The sequence below is a fragment of the Allocatelliglobosispora scoriae genome (assembly GCF_014204945.1).
Classification (GTDB): Bacteria; Actinomycetota; Actinomycetes; order Mycobacteriales; family Micromonosporaceae; genus Allocatelliglobosispora; species Allocatelliglobosispora scoriae.
Genome location: NZ_JACHMN010000003.1, coordinates 1,106,810 through 1,125,218 on the forward strand (window position 1 = coordinate 1,106,810; position 18,409 = coordinate 1,125,218).

Annotated in this window: 14 protein-coding genes; 10 read left to right on the plus strand and 4 right to left on the minus strand. The window is 71.0% G+C overall.

From position 1 onward, the window contains the following. From F4553_RS31530 to F4553_RS31540, 3 genes are all read left to right on the plus strand, one after another. Positions 1–456, plus strand: coding sequence for a hypothetical protein (locus F4553_RS31530; protein WP_184843385.1), 456 nt, complete (start codon positions 1–3; stop codon positions 454–456). Continuing rightward, positions 449–1,222: a hypothetical protein gene (locus F4553_RS31535; protein WP_184843388.1), complete on the plus strand. Its 774-nt coding sequence runs from the start codon at positions 449–451 to the stop codon at positions 1,220–1,222. The genes F4553_RS31530 and F4553_RS31535 overlap by 8 nt, the downstream gene beginning before the upstream one ends. A 627-nt stretch (positions 1,223–1,849) precedes the next feature. Beyond that, on the plus strand, positions 1,850–2,917 hold the full coding sequence (locus F4553_RS31540) for a hypothetical protein (protein WP_184843391.1): 1,068 nt from the start codon (positions 1,850–1,852) through the stop codon (positions 2,915–2,917). Here F4553_RS31540 and F4553_RS31545 read toward each other — a convergent pair. From F4553_RS31545 to F4553_RS31555, 3 genes are all read right to left on the minus strand, one after another. Continuing rightward, on the minus strand, positions 2,914–4,236 hold the full coding sequence (locus F4553_RS31545) for an FAD-dependent monooxygenase (RefSeq protein ID WP_184843393.1): 1,323 nt from the start codon (positions 4,234–4,236) through the stop codon (positions 2,914–2,916). The genes F4553_RS31540 and F4553_RS31545 overlap by 4 nt on opposite strands. A 167-nt stretch (positions 4,237–4,403) precedes the next feature. Next, positions 4,404–5,660, minus strand: coding sequence for an RNA polymerase sigma factor (locus tag F4553_RS31550; RefSeq protein WP_184843396.1), 1,257 nt, complete (start codon positions 5,658–5,660; stop codon positions 4,404–4,406). Positions 5,661–5,662: 2 nt separating this feature from the next. Next, positions 5,663–5,983, minus strand: coding sequence for a YciI family protein (locus F4553_RS31555; RefSeq protein ID WP_184843399.1), 321 nt, complete (start codon positions 5,981–5,983; stop codon positions 5,663–5,665). A gap of 105 nt (positions 5,984–6,088) precedes the next feature. Here F4553_RS31555 and F4553_RS31560 point away from each other — a divergent pair, with 105 nt between their 5' ends. Beyond that, complete coding sequence (locus F4553_RS31560; RefSeq protein WP_184843402.1) at positions 6,089–6,628, plus strand: dihydrofolate reductase family protein; 540 nt, start codon at positions 6,089–6,091, stop codon at positions 6,626–6,628. A 53-nt stretch (positions 6,629–6,681) separates the two neighbouring features. Here the strand turns inward: F4553_RS31560 and F4553_RS31565 are convergent, their stop codons facing one another. Next, entirely contained in the window at positions 6,682–8,022 is a 1,341-nt protein-coding gene (locus F4553_RS31565; protein ID WP_184843405.1) for a ThuA domain-containing protein, read from the minus strand. 214 nt (positions 8,023–8,236) lie between these two features. Between F4553_RS31565 and grpE the strand changes: the two genes are divergently transcribed. Genes grpE through F4553_RS31595 form a run of 6 tightly spaced genes read left to right on the plus strand, consistent with a single transcriptional unit; the run spans position 8,237 to position 18,401 of the window. Further along, positions 8,237–8,824: a nucleotide exchange factor GrpE gene (grpE, locus tag F4553_RS31570; RefSeq protein WP_184843408.1), complete on the plus strand. Its 588-nt coding sequence runs from the start codon at positions 8,237–8,239 to the stop codon at positions 8,822–8,824. Continuing rightward, positions 8,821–10,512, plus strand: a complete 1,692-nt coding sequence (locus F4553_RS31575) for an Hsp70 family protein (RefSeq protein ID WP_184843411.1) — start codon at positions 8,821–8,823, stop codon at positions 10,510–10,512. Before grpE ends, F4553_RS31575 begins: the two co-directional genes overlap by 4 nt. Before the next feature lie 3 nt (positions 10,513–10,515). Then, entirely contained in the window at positions 10,516–13,200 is a 2,685-nt protein-coding gene (locus F4553_RS31580) for a SaeA-related protein (RefSeq protein WP_184843414.1), read from the plus strand. 2 nt (positions 13,201–13,202) lie between these two features. Next, entirely contained in the window at positions 13,203–14,405 is a 1,203-nt protein-coding gene (locus tag F4553_RS31585; protein WP_221470557.1) for a hypothetical protein, read from the plus strand. Continuing rightward, positions 14,402–16,801, plus strand: coding sequence for a GTPase-associated protein 1-related protein (locus F4553_RS31590; RefSeq protein ID WP_184843417.1), 2,400 nt, complete (start codon positions 14,402–14,404; stop codon positions 16,799–16,801). Before F4553_RS31585 ends, F4553_RS31590 begins: the two co-directional genes overlap by 4 nt. Before the next feature lie 4 nt (positions 16,802–16,805). Then, positions 16,806–18,401, plus strand: a complete 1,596-nt coding sequence (locus F4553_RS31595) for a TRAFAC clade GTPase domain-containing protein (RefSeq protein ID WP_184843420.1) — start codon at positions 16,806–16,808, stop codon at positions 18,399–18,401. Positions 18,402–18,409 lie beyond the last annotated feature (8 nt).

Consider the following 18,409-nt stretch of genomic DNA (forward strand, 5'->3'; position numbering starts at 1 on the left):
ATGCCCGCGCTGACCAGGGGTCAGAAGATCCTCGCCGCCGTGGCGGTGGTGATCATCGCGCTCTTCGTGACCGGTGTCGCCACCCAGGGCGACGACGGCGAGGTCACCGTCGACCCGACCCAGAACGGCCTGGTCAAGATGCTGGGCGGCTGGTTCGGCAGCCCTGACCAGGCCGAGCTGGGCGAGTTGACCGCGCCCTGCCTCACCGAATCGGTGCTGGCGATCGAGGGGAGCTGCGTGCTCACCGTCAAGGGGTCCGACAAGGACCTCCGCGAAGTCCTGCTCCAGCCGGACCAGGCGCTCCAGCTGCACACCCGGGCGCCGCACGACGACGCCGTGCTCGACAAGGACGTCGAGGCGGGCAAGGAGATCAAGGTAGCCGTCGACGGCGATGGCGTCGACATCACGCTGAGCTGCGAGAAGTGCACTGTGAAGGTGGGTGGGGACAATGGATAGGCTGCGTACGCCGTTCTTCTTCATCGCGCTCGTCGCGCTGGGCCTCGTCGTCGCCGTCGAGACCGGGAGCAACTTCCTGCTCGGCCTGACGACCCCGGCGATCGGCACCGCGCAGCAGCTCGGCGCCGATGTGCCACCCGGCGCCGCCGAGCGCCCCGGCGGCATCGCGATCAGCTACCTCGCGCTCATCGACGTGGTGCTGCTCGGCACGGTCGTGCTGATGGGCGTGGCGATCCTCGCCTCCAAGCGGCTGCACGCCCGAGCACAGGGCGTGATCACGCTGATCGGCGCGATCATCCTGATCATCACGGCGCTGGTGCTGCTCTTCGTCGCCATCGCGAAGCTGATCCTGATGGTGTCGCTGCTGCTGGCGTTCCCGTTCGGGACGATCGTCTATCTCATCCTGTGGGGGTCCTTCCCCCGTGGTGAGGCGGCGACGGTGCTCTCGCTGATCATGTTCCTCAAGGTCGTGGCGGTGGTGTGCCTCGTCGCGGCGCAGCAGCGGTTCCTGCAGAACAAGGGCCTGGTGCTGATGGTGATCACGTCGCTGCTCGGCAACGTGGTGGCGGTGTTCCTGCACGGGCTGGTGCCGGGGATCCTGGTCAGCATCACCGACGACATCGCCGGGATCGTGTTCGCGATCGTGGCGATCATCTGGGCGATCGTGCTGCTCATCGGCTCGATCCCGGCGATCATCCGGGCGATCCAGGTGACGGCGGAGAGCGCGAAGCAACTCAAGAGCGCGGCCCCCGCGGTGACCGTGTAGCGCGTGGCGCTCTGCGCGTGGCGCTCTGCGCGTGGCGCTCCACCCGCTTGATCGCGTTGTTTCCGGGAAATTGGCCCTTCCGGGGGTCGGTGAGGGCGCTGTTTCCGGGAAACAACGCGATCAAGCGCGCAAGGCAAGGGTGCGCGCGCGGTGATGGCACCAACTCTTGAAGAGTAGGTGGGATCTTGCGGGGCGGGGCGGGGCGGGGCGGCGTGGGGCGGCGCGGCGCGGCGCGGCGTGGGTGTGGGGCGGGGCGCCGCAGGTGCGGGGCGGCGCGGGCGGCGGCGGCGCGGGTGACGCGTGCCGGGAAGGGTGGGCCGAGCTGGGCGGGGATTCCCACAAGGTTGCTGCAAGGTCGCGCTGGTTACCTGGTCATAGCCCTTCCACACGCGGAGCGAAGGGGCTGTTTCCAGGGACAGCGCATCAAGCCACCATCCCGCGTCCCAGGATGACCGCACCGCTCGTCCCCTCGGGGACGACCTTGGCGGGTAGCGATGCGGTTAGGCGCCGACGGACCCCCGTGCCGTCGGCGCCTTCGCCCTGTCGCCGTCGCCTGGCGTCGGAATTCGTTGCTACGGTGCCTGAGCACAGCCCGAGCCGCCGACACCGACGAGAGGGGCGCGCACCATGCGCCGACGTGCCGCTTCGCTGATCATCACCGCGACCCTGCTGGCGGGCTGCGGCAGCACCGCCGACCCCGGCGAGCCGATCGCGGCAGCGACCTCGTCCGCGCCCGTCGAGCAGGCCGTCGAGCAGGCCGTCGATCCCGGCGCCACTGCGGGCGTCTCCGGTACGGCGATCCCGCGGCCCAGCGCCCCCGCGACCGCCGCCTGCCACGGCTTTCCCGCCGACAACGTCTGGCGCGCCGACGTCTCGAAGCTCCCCGTGCACCGCTCCTCGTCGACCTATGTCGCCAGCATCGGCGCGAGCGCGGCCATGCATCCCGATTTCGGCTCGGGCACCTGGGAGGGCGCCCCGATCGGCATCCCGATCACCCAGGTCAAGCCGGGTCAGGCGAAGGTCCGGGTCAGCTTCGAGTACGCGTCCGAGAGCGACAGGGGCCCCTATCCGATCCCGATCGACGCCAAGGTCGAGGGCGGCCGGAGCAGCACCGGCGACCGCCACGTGATCCTGGTCGACGCGCCGGGCTGCCGGGTCTACGAGCTGTACGCCGCCTACCCGTCGAGCGACGGCACGTGGCGGGCCGGGTCCGGTGCCGTCTTCGATCTGCGCTCCAACCGGCTGCGCCCGGCCGGGTGGACCTCCGCCGACGCGGCCGGGCTCTCCGTCTATGCCGGACTGGTCCGCTACGACGAGGTGGCGGCCGGGCGGATCGACCACGCGATCCGGATCACGGTGCCGAGGACGCGGGACGCGTACGTGTGGCCGGCCCGGCACCAGGCGTCGGTCCGCACCGACGCGGCGCTGCCGCCGATGGGCCTGCGCCTGCGGTTGAAGGCGTCGGTCGACATCTCCCGGCTGCCCGCCCAGGCCCGGGTGGTCGCCGCCGCGATGCAGCGCTACGGCGTGATCATCGCGGACAACGGCTCGTCCTGGTACATCTCGGGCGCCCCGGACGACCGCTGGTCCAACGACGCGCTGCGGGCGCTGAAGGGTCTGCACGGCAGCGACTTCGAGGCGGTCGACACGTCGAGCCTGATGGTGTCGAAGGACTCGGGCGCGGTGAAGCGCTAACGGCCCGAGCGCGGCCCGCGCAGGACCCGCAGCGCTATCCCCGGTGCCATCAGCGCGGTCGGCGGGTCGACCAGGTTGAGCACCCGCAGGAACGCCGCGCCCAGCACCGGATCGGTGGTCGCGGTCCGGTGCAGCCGGTGGACGTAGGCGTTGACGAACCGGACCTTCGCCGATCGCCGCCCGGTGACCTCGGGGAACCGCAGGTCCGTGCCGACCGCGATCGACCACGGCCCGTCGACGATCGCCGAGGCCTCGCGGAAGAACCGTCGAGCCAGGTCGTCGGTCCCGTCGACGAGGAGCCGCCGCAGCAGCAGCGCCTCCAGCGCCGCGACCGTCATCCCCTGTCCGTAGACGGGGTTGAAGCTGCACAGGGCGTCGGCCACGACGAGGTGGCCCGCGGGGAAGCGGCGCAACCGCTCGTAGCGGCGTCGCGTACTCATCGGATAGCGCATCTTCACCGCGTCGCCGAGCGCCTCGGAGTCGCGGATCACCTCGGCGACCTGCGGCGCGGCGAGCGTGTCGGCGAAGGCGAGCATCCCGTCGTGATCGGTGGGCGGCTCCTCGCCGAGCACGCCGCTGAGCGCGACGGCGAAGGCGCCGTCCTCCTGCACGGCGACGATCCCGGTCCGGGGCGCGCCGGGCATCGCGTTGGTGAGCGCGCCGAGCAACCCGTCGAGGTGGCGCTTGTCCCGTCGGTATGTCCTGGTGACATACGTGACGCCGATGCGCACCTGCTCCTCGACCGGGCGGCGGAAACCAAGTTCCTCCAACCACATCGGCGTACGCGATGCGCGCCCCGCGGCGTCGACGACGAGCTCGGCGCCGATGGTCCGCTCCACCCCGGCCGTCGACCGCACCCGGACCCCGGTGACGCGCCGCCGATCGGGGCTCGCGGTCAGCCCCAGCACCTCGTGGCCGTCGACGATCTCGACGCCGGGCAGCGCGGCGATGCGGGCCCGGATCGCGTGCTCCAGCAGCGGCCGGCCGATCCCGATGCCGATCAGCGGGGAGTCGGCGCGGCTCATCCGGTAACCGTCGTTGTACCAGTGCACGTCACCGTGCAGGTCGACCAGTGGTGCGCCGAGCCGGGCGAGTTCGACGGTGAGTCCCGGGAAGAGCTCCTCCAGCGCGGTGCGGCCCCGGGCGAGCAGCACGTGCAGTTGCCGGTCCTGCGGCACACCGCGCCGGGCCGAGGGCTCCTCCGGAAGGGTGTCTCGATCCACGAGGACGACCTTGGCGTACGCGTCGCTGAGCGCGCGAGCCGTGAGCAGTCCACCCATGCTTGCGCCGATCACCACGGCGCTCTTGGCAGCTGCCATGCGCAAACCCTAAGGTCGCGCCCCCCGCCGAAACCTCTCCTGGATTGCGCACCCCACGATCGTTACGTTTTGCAGCAAAGCGTGGTCATTTCGCGCCGCGAGGGCACGCTTTGCTGCAAAACGTAACGATCTTCGTGCTCGCCGGCTCGGCGGTGGAGCGCTGGCGGTTACCCGGCGCGGCGGAGGAGGACGTCGCGTTCGCGGGCGTTGGCCGTCATCTCGGCGGCCTTCGCGAACTCGGCCCGCGCCTCCGCATCCCTGCCCAACCGGGCGAGCAGATCACCGCGGACCGTGGGCAGCAGGTGGTAGCCGCGCAGCTCGGGCCGGTCGGCGAGCTCGTCGACGAGCCGGAGCGCGGCCTCGGGACCGCTCGACTGTCCTATCGCGACAGCTCGGTTGAGCTGCACGATCGGTGACGGTGCGATGAAGGCGAGCGACTCGTAGAGGGTGGCGATCGCGACCCAGTCGGTCGGGCCCGGCTGGGCGTGGCAGGCGGCGATCGCGGCCTGCAGGACATAGGGGCCCGCCGGGCGGCCGAGCTGCCGGGCCCGGAGCAGGGCGGCGAATCCGCGCCGGATGAGCAGCTGGTCCCAGCGCCCCCGGTTCTGCTCGGGCAACGGGATCGGGTGGCCGTCGGCGTCGACACGGGCCCGCAGCCGCGACGCCTGGAGCTCCATCAGGGCGGCGAGCCCGTGCACCTCCGGCTCGTCGGGCGCGAGTTCGGCGAGCATCCGGCCCAGGCGCAGCGCCTCCCGGCAGAGCTCCGGGCGCATCCAGTCGTCGCCGCTCGTCGCCGAATATCCCTCGTTGAAGACGAGGTAGACGACCTCCAGCACCGAGGCGAGCCGGTCGGCGCGTTCGGCCGGCGGTGGCACCTCGAAGGGGATCTTCTTCTCGGCGAGGGTCTTCTTGGCGCGCACGATCCGCTGCGCCACGGTCGGTTCGGGGACGAGGAACGCCCTGGCGATCTCCTCGGTGGTGAGACCGCCGAGCAGGCGCAGCGTCAGGGCCACCCGGGCCGGGGTGGGCAGCACGGGGTGGCAGGCGATGAAGATCAGCCGGAGCAGGTCGTCGGAGAGCGGATCGTCCTCGAGGACCGCCTCGAACTCCGCATCGGTGGTGAAGACGGCGACGCGCTGCTGGTCGGCGTACTCGTGGCCGATGTCTTTGATCTTGTCTTTGAACCGGTCGTCGCGGCGCAGGCGGTCGATGGCCCGGTGTTTCGCCGTGAGCATGAGCCAGCCGCCGGGGTTGGCCGGGACGCCGGTCTCCGGCCACTCGGAGAGCGCGGCGATCAGCGCGTCGTGCGCGAGGTCCTCGGCGAGCCCGACGTCGCGCACGAGGCGGGTGAGCGCCGCGATGATCCGGGCCGACTCCAGCCGCCAGACCGTCTCGATCGTGCGGTGCGCGTCGGGGTGTGTCACTGCTACTCGAAGACCTGGCGGAAGTCGCCCTCGCCCTCGCCGATCATGGCCCAGAAGCGCCGGGAGATCTCGATGACCTCCTCCTTGGAGCGCACCTCGACCAGCGCGAAGCTGACGATCGTCTCCTTCGCCTCGGCATAGGGGCCGTCGGTGAGGGTCATCACGCCGCCCTTCGTGGAGACGTGGGTGCCCTTGGGGTCGAGGCCGCCGGCCGCGAGCAGCACGCCCTGGCTGGTCAGCTCCTCGATGAAGAGGGCCATCTCGGTGAAGAGCTTCTCGTCGGGGGCGGGTCCGCCACCGTTGGTCGTCATCAGGAATCGCATTTCTCAAAAATATCTCGCCGGGGTTGTCGATTCTCGTCGGGCCCGTTCGCTGCCCTTGTAGAAGCGGATGGAGCAACCATCCGGGACCGATCTGAGGAGATCATCATGCGCAAGCTCGTGGTTGCCGAGTTCATCTCGCTGGACGGCGTCGTCGAGGCACCGGACCAGTGGCACTTCCCCTACCTGAGCGAGGAGATGTTCTCGGTCATGTGGGCACAGAACGCCCAGACCGACACGATGCTGCTGGGCCGGGTCACCTACGAGAGCTTCGCGGGCGCCTTCGCGAACGCCCCGGCCGACGACCCGGTGGCGGCGAACCTCAACCGGCCCGAAAAGCTCGTCGTCTCCTCGACGCTGACCGAGCTGACCTGGAAGAACTCGACGCTGCTCAGTGGCGACGTGGTCGAGCAGGTCACGAAGCTCAAGGAGCAGCCGGGCCGCGACATCCTCACCACCGGCAGCATCACGCTCGTGCGCGAGCTGCTGCGGGCCGGGCTCGTCGACGAGCTCAGCCTGCTGGTGCACCCGATCGTCGTCGGTTCGGGCACCCGCCTCTTCGAGGACGGCGTGCGGATCCCGCTGGCGCTGTCGCACTCCGCGGTGCTCGCGGCAGGCGTGACGCACCAGGTCTACACCAAGGCCTGAGCCGGGTACGGGCGCCGGCCTCCCCCTGCGGGAGGACGGCGCCCGCCGTGGTGCTACGGCTGCTGCACGAGCCGGAACGACTGCGCCCCGGTGCCGTTGCACGCGTACTGCACCAGCTGGACGCTGTTCGCCGTCGAGGCGCCGGGCACGTCGAGGCACTTGCCGCTGAAGCGGTTGACGAAGTGGTAATAGCCCCCGCCCTCCGCGACGGCCTGCCACTGCTGGTTGTTGCCGCCGGAGTAGGACCAGAGCTGGATCGGTGCGTTGTCAGCGGTCGACACATTGGTCACGTCGAGCGACTGCGCGGCGTTGAGCCGGATGTTGACCCGGTGGAAGCCACCCGTGGTCGGCTGGAACTGGAACTGCTGCGCGTTGGAGTTGTTGCAGGTGTACTGCTGGATCGCGGTCCCGTTCGCCGAGGCGGCGCTGCGGGCGTCGACGCACTTGGCGTTGGCCTTGTTGACCACCGAATACCACGCGGTCGGCGAGATCGGGCCGGACGGCGACGGCGAGGTCGACGCGCTCGGGCTCGGGCTCGGGGGAGTGCTGGTCGCACCGCCCAGCCACAGCAGGCCGTCGATGAGCCACCGGTTCTGCACTTCACTGGCGAAGGTGGACGAGAGCCGGGTGTTGGTCTCGTAGTTCATCGCGTTGTGGCCGAAGTTGGCGTAGAGCATCTTGTAGTTCCGGTTGGTCCAGATGATCGGGTAGTAACCGCTGTACCACGTCTGGTTCGGATCGGTCCCGACCGGGAAGCTGGACTGGTCGATCGAGGCGAGGATGTCGATGTTCGGGTTCTGCCGCAGGTCGTTGTTCCACGAATACCACTCGCTCGTCGCCGAGGTGAAGGTGTTGCCCAGCCGCAGCGTGGACGGGTGCGTGGTGTTCTCGACCTTCAGCGTCTCGCTGGTGGGGCCCCAGGTGTTGGTGCGGAAGGCACCCGTGCCGAGGAAGGTGTTGTAGTACCAGCTCCAGGAGTTGGGATCGGTGTTGAAGGCGGTCACGTGGAAGCCCATCCACGCACCGCCATTCTGCATATAGGTCTGGAACGCGGCCCGCTGGGCGGCGGGCGGCGCGTCGTCCAGGAACATGATCACCTTGTACTGGGCCAGGTTGCCGGTGTTGAGCAGGCTCCAGTTGTTGGTCGACTCCCAGGCGAAGCCGTTCTGCGTGGCGGCCTGCGGGAACCAGACCCGGGCCTCCTTGACGAAGTCGATGTGCGCGGCGTCCCAGGTTCCGTTGTAGAAGGCGAGCACCTTGAAGCTGGGTGCGGCCTGGGCGGGGGCCTGGTTGACGGCGAAGCCCAGGCCCAGCGCGGCGCAGAGCGCCACGATGAGGGCGAGCCGCTGCTTGCCGCTGGAGATCAGTCTGCTGGCTGTGGATCTTACGGGCATGAGGATCCTCCGGGGACGGTGAAGGGAGGCGTGACTGCCGATCCAGGCACCGGAGACCGCTTCGGAACATTCTCGGTCACGAATCAATGGATCTGCAAGGCAAGTTTCCTATTAATTCCGCGGGGTGGCGTCGCGTACCCCTGTCCGTCAGTGACGAGCGGCGAGGTCGTCCCTCGCGGTGGTGATCCACCCTCTTCGTCGCAGGCAGGTTGAGTTGAGCGAGCTGACGACCGACCCGGCACCATCCCGCACCGACGAGGGCGCCGTCCCCGGCCCACCCGGCCCCGACGTCGCCGAGCTGCTCGTGGAGATCCGGACCCAGCTGGCGCGGGACAACGACCGCGCCGCCGCGCGCGAGCGGGTCATCGACCGGCTGCACGACGAGAACCAGCTGCTGCGCGGCGGCGAGCACCGACAGCTGCTGCGCCCGGTCCTCACCGATCTGCAGCACCTGCGCAACGACCTGATCCGGCAGGCCGCGAGCCTCCCGCTGGAGCTGACCGCGGCCGACGCGGCGAACCTGCTCGCGAGCTTCGCCGACAGCGTCGAGCTGATCCTCGAACGGGCCGGGGTGCAGATCCTGCCGGTCGAGGCGGGCGACCGCTTCGACCCGTCCCGGCACCGCGCGGCGGGGATCGTCCCCGCGACCACGGCGGAGGAGGACGGCACCGTCGCCGAGAAGCTCGCCGACGGCTACTTCGATCTGACCGTGCAGCGCCCCGCGGCGCCCGCGGTCGTCCGCGTACGCCGCTGGACACCGCCCGCGGCCACCGGCGAGCCCAACACCCAGGAGAACTCATGACCCAGGAGAACACCGCCTACTTCGGCATCGACCTCGGCACGACCTACTCGGCGATCGCCTACATCGACGACACCGGCCGGCCGACCGTGATCCGCGACCAGATCGGGGAGAGCCTGACGATGCCGTCGGTCGTCTTCTTCGAGTCCGCGGAGAACGTCGTCGTCGGGGCGGGTGCCCGCGAGATGGCGAAGATCCTGCCGGAGCAGGTGGTGGAGCGGGTCAAGCGGCAGATGGGCCGCGAGGCGCAGTGGGAGTTCTTCCAGCGGACACACACCCCCGAATCGATCTCCGCGCTGATCCTGCGCAACATGGCCGACTACGCTCGCGAGTTCACCCAGCGCGAGGTGAAGCAGGTCGTCATCACCGTGCCGGCGTACTTCGGGATGCTGGAGCGCAACGCCACCCGTACCGCCGGGGAGATCGCCGGACTCGACGTCATCGGCATCGTGCCCGAACCGGTCGCCGCCGCGCTGCAGTACGAGGTGATGGACGGCTCCCCCGAGAAGACGATCCTCGTCTACGACCTCGGCGGCGGCACCTTCGACACGACCGTCATCCGGATCACGGCCGACGAGATCACCGTGCTCTGCACCGACGGCGACCAGGAGCTCGGCGGCACCGACTGGGACGACCGCCTCGCGCAGCACCTCCTGCAGGAGGTCGTCTCCGCGACCGGTGCGACGGAGAACCCGGAGGAGGACCTCGCCTTCATGGCGGAGCTCTACGCCACGGCGGAGAAGACCAAGCGCCAGCTGTCGCAGGCGGAGTCGCGCCCGGTCGTGCTGCGCTTCGCGGGCAAGCCGGTCAACCTGGTGCTCACCCGGACCGTCTTCGAGGACCTCACCCGGGACCTGGTGGACCGCACCATCGAGATCACGCACCGGACGCTGGCGGCGCTCGGCGAGAAGATCGGCAGCGCTGCGCCGAAGTCCGCGATCGACGAGGTCCTGCTGGTCGGCGGCTCGACGAAGATGCCGATCGTCGCCGCCCGCCTCACCCAGGAGTTCGGCTGGACCCCGCAGATGCACGACCCCGACCTCGCCGTCGCCAAGGGCGCCGCGCGGTTCGCGCTGAGCCAGGCGGTGTGGCACGAGGAGGCGGGCCCGACCGCATCGGGCGAGCCGCGGGGCGCGCTCACCCCGGCCCAGCGGGAGAAGCGGATCGAGGAGCTCTCGGAGCAGACCGGCATTCCCGGCGCCGCGATCGCGCTCGTCTCCGAGAAGAAGATCACCAACGTGCTGCCGAAGGCGTTCGGCGTCAAGCTCTACGACACCCGCAAGAACGGCCCGGAGGCCGATCCCGACTCGTTCTACATCCACCACCTGGTGCACGCCAACGACACGCTGCCGAGCGGGCCGCACGTCCTCGACGCGGAGACGATGGTGGCCAACCAGCAGTCCGTCATGATCGAGATCTACGAGCAGGCCGGCTCCACGGAGAGCCCGGACGTGTCGGCGAACAAGTCGGTCGACCGGGGAAACGGCACGATCGAGCCGCTGCCGCCGCTGCCGGCCGGGTCGCCGATCAAGATCACGATGGAGATCAACAGCGAGGGCCGGCTGGCGCTGCACGCCGTCGAGCCGGTCTCCCGCCGCGAGCTCACGATCGAGGTCCAGGTCAACGTCCTGTCCGACGCCGAGATCGCGCCGCTGAAGAGCATGGTCAGCTCCATCGCCGTGCGGTCCTGACCCGTGGCCTTCGACGCGGCCCGCTACGAGCGGGAGGTGATCGGCCCGCTGCGCGGACGGCGTGGCGGGCTGCCCGACATGGATCCGCGGGTCCGTTACGGCATCGACGCCGGCATGGGGCAGCGCGAGATCGAGGAGCAGCTGCGCAAGGTGCGCGCCTTCTGGAACCAGAAGGCGACGGGCGCCGCGGCCCACCCCGCGACGAAGGTCTGCCGGCAGCTGCTCGCCGCCGACGACGAGCAGAAGCGCGTCGTCGGCGGCCGGATGGCCACGCGCGAATACTGGGACGAGGAGTCCGCCGCCTACGCCAAGCGCGCCAAGACCGCCATGACCGCGCTCGTCGACGAGCTCCGGACGGCCTACGGCGGCGTCGGCCTGGTCCTGCGGACGAGGCTGAGCGCGATCGCGAACCAGAAGGGCATCCCGCTCGGCGAGGTGGAGGCCGCCGCCGGGCAGGCCAAGCTCCGCGTCGTCGATCCGGTGAAGCTGCCCGCCGAGAGCGGGCTCGACCGCACCGCCTTCAAATCGCTCACGGACAACCTCGCCGTCGTCGGCCTGCCCACGATCGTGCAGCTGCTGCACCCCGGTCTCGCCCGTCCCTTCACGCTCACCGGTGGCTTCGCCGTCTCCGGCGGCTCGGAGCGGCTCGACGCCGCAGCGGTCACCGCACAGATCACCGCCGCCGAGCGAGCCGCCGACTCGCCGTCGGTGCGCGCGCGCAAGGCTGCGCTCGGTGTGCTGCGCACGGCACTGGGGCAGGGGAGCGACCTGGGCCAGGTGGCACTGTTCCAGGTGGCGGAGCAGCTGCGGCTGAGCCGCGTCGACGGCGTACCCGACAACATCATCGTCGGCAACGCCGTCGCCCTCGGCATGACCAAGCAGGACGCCGACCTGCTCGTCTCCAGCCTGCCCGCGGGCACGGCACCGGTCTCGCCCGCCACCCGCCTGCGCGAGCTGCTCGCCGAGGGCCGGCTGCGGACGGCGCAGCAGCAGCTCGCCTCCATCCCCGCCGGTGACGGCGAGGCCGACGAGCTGCGCCGCCTGCTGGCGGACGCGGACGGCAAGGTCGTCGCGCTGCTCGCCGAGGCGGACCGGGCGCTCGCCGGTGCCGCGGAGGCGGATGCGGAGCGGGCGCTGCGGCAGGCGCTGGCCCTCGCCACCGACGACGACGAGATCACGGCCCGGATCCGGCGGCTCCCGCCGCCGCCACCGCGGGACCTGCGGGTCACCACCGAGGCAGACACGTCGCTGCGCTGGTCCCCGCCGCTGACGGGCATCGGCGGCCTGCGCTACCGGGTCGTCCGCGCTCTTGACCGCCCACCGGCCTCGCCGCAGGACGGCGTCCTGGTCGGTGAGACCGCCGAGACGACCGTCGTCGATCCCGGCGCGTTGGTCGCCCGGCGGTTCGGCTACGCCGTCTTCGCCGCCGGTGAGGCGCAGGTGTGGTCGCGGGCCGCCGAGACGACCGTCACCGTCATCCCGCCCGTCCGGGATGTCACGGTGAAGGCGACCCAGAGCCAGGTCGTCGTCTCCTGGCAGGTGCACCCGGCGGTGGTCTCGGTGCGGGTGCGGCGTACCTCCGGCCGACCGCCCTCCTCCGCCACCGAGGGCTACCCGATCAAGGCGTCGACGGCGTCGTTCACCGACACCGACATCACCGAGCGCGTGGAGTACTACTACAGCCTCGTCGCCGTCTACCACGACGAGCGGCTCGGCGAGGTCGCCGCCGAGATGGTGCTGGTCTCGGCTGCTCCCCGCCTCACCGCGCGGGCGGTGGAGAACCTCGTGGTGGAGCCGATCGAGGGCAGCGGCGCCCAGCACCGGGTGCGGATCTCGTGGACCCCGCAGCCCTCGGTCGACGTGCGCATCCGCCGCTCCGATGCGGTGCCGTCCTGGCAGGTCGGCACGGAGCTGCCGGTCACCGCCGTGGGCGCCTTCGGCACGGAGGTCGCCGGAGCCGTCGTCACCACCGACAACCGCTGCGTCCTGGAGACCGAGGTCCCGGCCGGCTTCCACGTCTACGTGCCGTTCGCCATCGGCGGCAACGGTGCGGTGGTGGGGCGCCACGTCGCGCAGGGCCTCGCCGCTCCGATGCGGCAGCTGCGGGCCGAGCGCCTCGGCGACCGCGTCGTCCTGTCGTGGGTGTGGCCCGACGGGGTCGGGATCGCCGAGGTGACCTGGCAGGCCGACGGCGGCGCGCAGCAGACCACCCGCATCACCCGCAATCAGTATTTCGCCGAGAGCGGCTGCCGGCTCGACGTCGGCGCGGTCGGCGGAGACGTCGCGGTCGTCGCGGTGACGGTCGGCCCGCTCGGTGAGGCCCGCTCGCCCGTCCTGCGCCAGCCGGTGCCGGGCCGGACCGGGCGCCTCGCCTACACGGTCGAGCGCCTGCCGGGCCTGCGGCAGCGCTGGTCACCGCAGCGCGTCCTGCGGGTCACCGCCGAGACGGCGTGCCACATCGACCACCTCGTCGTCGTCGCCCGCCAGGGCCAGGTGATGCCGCTGCGGGCAGCGCAGGGCGAGGAGATCCACCGCTGGTCCGATCTGGACCTCGGCACGGGCGAGGTACGGGAGTTCACGATCGACCTGCCGGCCGCGTTCCGCCGCCCCTACTGGATCCGCTGCTTCGTCGAGCCACCGCAGGGCGTCACGCTCACCGATCCCCCCATCGACCAGCTGAAGGTGTAGCCATGCGCAAGATCTCCTGTCCCTACTGCTACCGGCGTACCAGGGCCGGTCAGCTGCACTACCAGTGCAACGGTCGCGGTTCGGTCGGCCGGGCCGGGTGCAAGGCCGACACCTCCGATCCGGACCGCGTCCGGGAGACCGGATACACCCAGCCGGTACGCCGGTCCTACCCCCCGCTGCGCAGCTGGTGGCGTTCGCCGCGGCAGGCACCGTGCCCCTCGTGCGGTTCGCTGAGCGGCATCCGGGTCTGCCCGCACTGCCACACGCCGCTGCCGGTGAGCTTCGGCACCTCCAACAGCCCGCTGATCGCCATGATCGGCGCGAAGGGCACCGGCAAGTCCGTCTACCTGACCGTCCTCGCCAACGAGCTGCGGGTCGGGCTGCGCCGGCGGTTCCAGTCGGCGGTCCGCCTCACCGGCGACGCGCAGGGCGGATTCAGCTCGCCCCAGCAGTGGCTCGACAACAACGTCAAGCTCGTCTACGAGAACCACGCCCTGCCGCCGCAGACCGCCGCTGCCACGGGCGGGCGCCGCGAACCCCTCGTCTTCGAGTGGCGCCAGCCCCGCACCCTGTACGGCTTCCTCAAGCGGATCGCCACCACCTACCTCTCCTTCTACGACACCGCCGGTGAGGACCTGTCCAGCCTGCGCAGCGCACAGGACCTCGCCTACCTCGACGCCGCGGACGCGCTGATCCTGCTCCTGGACCCGTTCATGCTGCCGCAGGCCCGGGACCGGATCAGCGTGCCGACGCAGGCGATCACCGAGGAGCCCACGATCCAGATCCTGGGCCAGGTCACCGAGGCCCTGCGGACGAGCCGCCACATCCCGGGGTCGAAGCGGATCAAGATCCCGGTCGCCGTGGCGTTCGCGAAGATCGATGCCTTCTTCGACATCCTGGACCCCGACGACCCGCTGCTGCGCCCGCCCGTGGCGGCCGGCGGCGTCTACGACGAGACGGCGGGCCGCGCCACCCACGAGCACGTCCGAGCCCTGCTCGACGACTGGGGCGGCGACGACATCGACAGCTACCTCCAGACCAACTACACGACCTTCCGCTACTTCGTCGTCTCGTCGCTGGGCGCACCGCCCGACTACGCCAACGCCAAGGTCGACGCGGGCGGCGTACGCCCCTACCGGGTCGACGAGCCGCTGGTGTGGCTGCTGAGCCGCTTCGGTGTCGTGCCGTCCCGGGAGACCAGATGACCGAGGGCTTCGAATCGCTCATCTACACCGACTGCCGCCCCGGCATGGGCCTGTCCGGCAGCGCGGGCTTCCAGTTCCAGGCCCGCTCGGCGGGGGCCGACAAGCGGGCGATGGAGATCGTCGAGAGCGCCCTGCTCTACGAGGCGCCGGCGAACTGGATGGGGGAGCGGCGCCCGGTGGAGGATTACCCGCCGTCGCTGGCCCATCTCTTCGACCGCTACTTCATCACCGCCGCGGGTGCCTACCTCGGCCGGGAGGCCAACGGTGCCCGCGAGGGCAACCAGATCACCCACGCCATCATCACCGCCAACCCCGACGCGTACGGGTCGCTGCGCCCCGCCCAGCTCTTCGGAGCGCCCTTCTGGACCCGCGAGCCCGCACCGACCACGAGCATCCCGCCGCACACCGCCGAGCTGGAGCCGGGCCCGTTCGACGAACTCCAGGCGCAGGAGTTCGTCAACGCCACACCGGGCGGCCAGGAGCTGCTGATCCACCTCGTCTCCGCACTGGAGCGGATGCGCGATCCGGCGGCCCGCAAGGTGCTCTTCATCGCCGACGACCCGGGCCTCGTCCTGCGCTGGATCGCGCTGGGCACGCTGCTGCTGCCCCAGCGCCGGGCCCTCACCATCGGATTCAAGGTCTTCACCACCAGGCCCACCAACAGCAGGCAGCAGATCGTCGCCGTCCATCCGGGGTGGAACAGCCTCAACGTGAGCGTCGACAACGATCAGGGCTTCATGGTCGTGGACCTCGTCCGGGACCGGTGGACCAGGGTGGAGCCGACGCCGCTCGCCGAGCTCTGGGCGCCGCTCTTCTGCACCGAGAACGCCTACGACGTGCTCGCCGCGATCGAGGTCGCTGCGGGCAGCGGGCAGCCCGAGGACCGCGCACCCGTGATCGGGCTCGCCGCCGAGCTGGGCCGGGTTCCCGACCGGACGGACGCCGACGTGGTGGTCGCCTGGCTTCGCGGCGGGCCCGCCGCGCAGCTCGACATCTACGGCGGCCGGGTCACCGACCTGCTCATCGCCGAGGTGGGCAGCTGGCCCGCGGCGGCGCTGGCCGGGCTGGACGAGGTCGCCCGCACCGGTTACCGCGACGGCGGTGACTCGGCGGTCTGGCCGGCCGAACGCGTCGTCGCCGTCCGCCACGCGCTGCTCGTCGCCGAGGTCGCCCGCGCCGTCTCGCACGGGTTCGCCGACGGCAAGCAGCTGCCGCAGCTCCCCGATGCGGTCTGGGGTGCCGAAGCGCGGGCCGCGGCCGTGGAGGCGGTCCTGGCGGGGATGGCGGGCGCGTCGGTCGCCGGGTTCGAGGCGATCCTGCGCGTCGCGCAGCGCTTCCGCGTCGCGGTGCCGCTGGGCCAGGTGCCCGACGCGGTCGACGCCTTCATCGCCGACTGGGCGGACCATCCCGAGCGCGGCTACGACAGCCGGGCCTGGCCCTCCGGCGAGCTGCTCTGGGCGCGGCTCCGGTCGGAGCTGGAGGCGCGTGCGGAGCGGGACCCGAAGGCCGTCGGCGACGCCTGGTGGGAGCGGCTGCTCCCGGAGACGAGCTCGATCTCGGACGCCCTCGACGAGGCGGTCGTCTCGACGGCGATGCTGCGCCTGCCCGCCGCCGACGCCCACGTGCTGCTGACGGACTTCCTGGGCAGCCCGCTGACGGCGAACCAGATCAGCCGGGTGACCTCCGTGCTCTTCGCCCGCCGTGCGGCGCACTACACCGAGCTGGTGACGATCAACGACCGCGTTCCGGCGGACACCGTGATCGGCACCAGGATCTTCGCCGGTCTCGACGACACGCTGCGGACCGCCAGGACGCTGCCGCAGGAGCCGCTGGAGCTGGCGTGCCGCCTGGTCGAACGCGGCCTCTACCACCCGTCCCCCTACGTCGCCGACCTGGTCGAAGCCGTCCGGTGGCTGCCGGAACTCCTCAGTGCACTGCCCAAGTTCCAGCGCACCGAGGTCCCGACGGACCGGCTGCAGGCCCTCCCCTCGATCGTCGTCACCGCCCGGCTGACGGAGCTCTACGAGGCCGTGCTGCTCAACGGCCGCCCGTCAGCCGTCGTCGCCGTGCTGGCGTGCCTGCCCGCCGTCGCCGACCTCTACGGCCGCAGGCTGGCGAAACCGCCCCGCGGCAAGCGGCACCCGGCCCACCTGATGGTCGCCTTCCTGCTGACCGCGGTGCCGGACTGGCAGCCGATCCTCGAACCCAAGCAGCGCGCGGCCGTCGCGGCGGAGCTGCGCTGGTGGCTGGGGCGCGCCGACGACAAGGAGCTCGACGCGATGGAGCGCTACCTGGAGGCGATGCGCTCCAAGGAGGTCCGCGAGCTGTGGAACCAGCACGTGGCGGAGGCAAAGGGCGGCGGCAGCCGCTGGGGCATCTTCGGGCGAAAGGGGTAGGACGATGCAGTACATACTCGCGTTCGCGGCGATCGCCGTGGCGATCGGGCTCTACATCTGGGTCTGCGTCCTGGTGCTGGCGTTCGCCACCCTGCCGATCGCGCTGATCGCGCTCCCCGTCGGCCTGGCCGGTGGAGCAGGACTGGCACTGGTACGCACATCCTCGGTGCTCCTGGGCCGCCAGCCGCTCACCGTCATCGTCACACCGCAGATGACCGCTGCCGCCGCGCTGAAGCGAAAGCGCAAGGCACACCAGACGATCGACGTCGCCTGGGCCCATTACCTGACGGCCCAGGTCTTCCGGGATCACCGTGCCGCCGTCGCCTGGTTGGGCCGCGACATCAAGAAGATGTGGCAGTCGGCGTACAAGCCGATGGCGTCGAGTGACAACGTCATGGTCATCCTGGCCTTCTGGCCGCTGGTGGTGCTGGTGCCGATCGTGCTGGGCGCCGGGACCGCCGGCATCGTGCTCGGCCTGGCGGTGATCACCGCGGTCGGTGCCCTCGTCACCGCCGTCGCCCGGGCGATCGGTGTCGTGGTGACGATGGTGCTGCGGGCTGTCGGCCTGATCTGGCAGTCCGCCTTCCGCGCCCGCGCCAGCTGCCCGAGCTGCTTCGCCGTGACGAGACTGCCCGCCTACCGCTGTCCGGGACCGCACCCGACCGGCGACAACCTGCACCGGCGCCTGGAGCCCGGACGGCTGGGCGTGTGGTGGCGGCGCTGCTCCTGCGGCACCCGGCTGCCCACGACGGTGCTGCGGACGGCGTACAGGCTGCAGGCCGTGTGCCAGATGTGCGGCCATCCGCTGCACAGCGGCGCCGGGATGGCGAGGGATGTCCGCATCCCCGTCTTCGGCGCGGCGAGCGCGGGCAAGACCCATCTCATCATGGGCGGGCTCGTCGGGGTGGTGAGCCGCAACGGCGATCGCGGCACGGAGATCACGATGGCCGACCCGGTCAGCGACGGCACCTACCAGCAGTACCTCAAGCTCGTCGAGTCCGACGTGTCGCCGCCGAAGACCGAGGTGTCGCGCAGGCCGTTCGCCGTGACGGTGCTGATCAAGGGTGGTGGCGTACCCCCGTCGAACCTGGTCCACGTCTTCGACGCGGCGGGCGAGGCCCTGGTGGATCCCAGCCACAACGCCGAGTACTCCTATCTCGACCTGTCCCGCACCCTGCTCTTCGTCCTGGACCCGTTCTCGGTGCCCGATGTCCGCGACCAGGCCGCGCTCTCCTTCCCGAAGGTCGCCGCGCTCGCCAACGCGGCGAGCCGGGACCCGGAGGAGTCCTACAACGGCACCGTCAACCGGCTGCGGGGCTACGGGGTCAAGACCGAGCAGAAGTCGGTGGCGTTCGTCCTGTCCAAGGCCGACCTGCTGGTGCAGATGCCGATCGCCGACGGCCTCGTGGCGGGCCGCTCCGATTCGGCCGCGATCCGCGCGTGGCTGACCGAGCGGCGGCTGGAGAACCTCGTCGCGACGGTCGAGCACGACTTCGCGAAGGTGCGCTACTTCTTCGTCTCCGCCAAGGATCTCGGCCAGCACGGTGCGGTCGCACCCTTCGCCTGGCTGCTGAGCCAGGACGGACTGTCCCTGCTATGAGAGGAGTG

Bases quoted from the DNA above. Each gene is read 5' to 3' on its own strand.
- F4553_RS31530 (WP_184843385.1), top strand. From the start codon at position 1: ATGCCCGCGCTGACCAGGGGTCAGAAGATCCTCGCCGCCGTGGCGGTG.
- F4553_RS31535 (WP_184843388.1), top strand. From the start codon at position 449: ATGGATAGGCTGCGTACGCCGTTCTTCTTCATCGCGCTCGTCGCGCTG.
- F4553_RS31540 (WP_184843391.1), top strand. From the start codon at position 1,850: ATGCGCCGACGTGCCGCTTCGCTGATCATCACCGCGACCCTGCTGGCG.
- F4553_RS31545 (WP_184843393.1), bottom strand. From the start codon at position 4,236: ATGGCAGCTGCCAAGAGCGCCGTGGTGATCGGCGCAAGCATGGGTGGA.
- F4553_RS31555 (WP_184843399.1), bottom strand. From the start codon at position 5,983: ATGCGATTCCTGATGACGACCAACGGTGGCGGACCCGCCCCCGACGAG.
- F4553_RS31560 (WP_184843402.1), top strand. From the start codon at position 6,089: ATGCGCAAGCTCGTGGTTGCCGAGTTCATCTCGCTGGACGGCGTCGTC.
- F4553_RS31565 (WP_184843405.1), bottom strand. From the start codon at position 8,022: ATGCCCGTAAGATCCACAGCCAGCAGACTGATCTCCAGCGGCAAGCAG.
- F4553_RS31575 (WP_184843411.1), top strand. From the start codon at position 8,821: ATGACCCAGGAGAACACCGCCTACTTCGGCATCGACCTCGGCACGACC.
- F4553_RS31585 (WP_221470557.1), top strand. From the start codon at position 13,203: ATGCGCAAGATCTCCTGTCCCTACTGCTACCGGCGTACCAGGGCCGGT.
- F4553_RS31590 (WP_184843417.1), top strand. From the start codon at position 14,402: ATGACCGAGGGCTTCGAATCGCTCATCTACACCGACTGCCGCCCCGGC.
- F4553_RS31595 (WP_184843420.1), top strand. From the start codon at position 16,806: ATGCAGTACATACTCGCGTTCGCGGCGATCGCCGTGGCGATCGGGCTC.